Raw genomic sequence first — 741 nt, forward strand, 5'->3', positions numbered from 1 at the left:
TCTCGTGCAGTTCCTCGGGCACGTCGTCGGCGCACCGGTCCGACGAGAAGCAGGCGCACAGGGTGTCGAAGACGATCCGGGCGTCGTCCTTGCCGCATCCGCTGATCTCGACCGACACGGATTCCGGGTGCTTGGGTTCGTTGACCATCGTGATCGCTCCTTCCGTGGTCGCACCGCCGCCCCCGCCCTACCTCAGCAAAGCACCGCACACCGGAACGCACTACCCGCGCGCCCCCGAGCGCTCCTCCCACGGTGACGCGGCCGCCGTCACCGGCGAGGATGGGGGGGAGCGCGGGAACGGGACGGCAGGAGCGGCGGAAAATCGCCCTCGCGCGCGGTACAACAAAGGGACGGCGGCGCGGCGACGGCGTGCCGCGGACTCGGCGAAGGCGGGGCGTGGGACGAGCGCAGCGTGGTCACTCCCGGCCGGCGGGGACGGCCCGGCGCGTCCCAGCGGGCTGCTCGACGTCCTGCGCGTGGCCTCGGTCGTCCTGGACGCCGAGGGGCGGATCGTGCTGTGGAGTCCCCAGGCGGAGGAGCTGTTCGGCTACAACGCTCAGGAGGCGCTGGGCCGGTACGCCGCCCGGATCATGGTGCACGAGGAGCACCTCGACCTGGTCAAGAAGCTGTTCGCCGAGGTGATGCGCACCGGACGGAGCTGGGCGGGCGCCTTTCCGATCCGGCGCAAGGACGGCGGGACCCGGCTGGTGGAGTTCCGCAACATGCGGCTGCTGGACGACC

At 71.8% G+C, this 741-nt stretch carries 1 protein-coding gene; it reads left to right on the forward strand.

What is annotated here, in order from left to right; translation table 11 throughout:
- Positions 1-458: 458 nt before the first annotated feature.
- On the forward strand, positions 459-741 hold a 283-nt coding region (locus LPA54_RS33865; RefSeq protein ID WP_228984526.1), incomplete at its 3' end, for a PAS domain-containing protein.

This window comes from Streptomyces sp. DH12, from assembly GCF_020873895.1.
Taxonomy (GTDB): Bacteria; Actinomycetota; Actinomycetes; order Streptomycetales; family Streptomycetaceae; genus Streptomyces.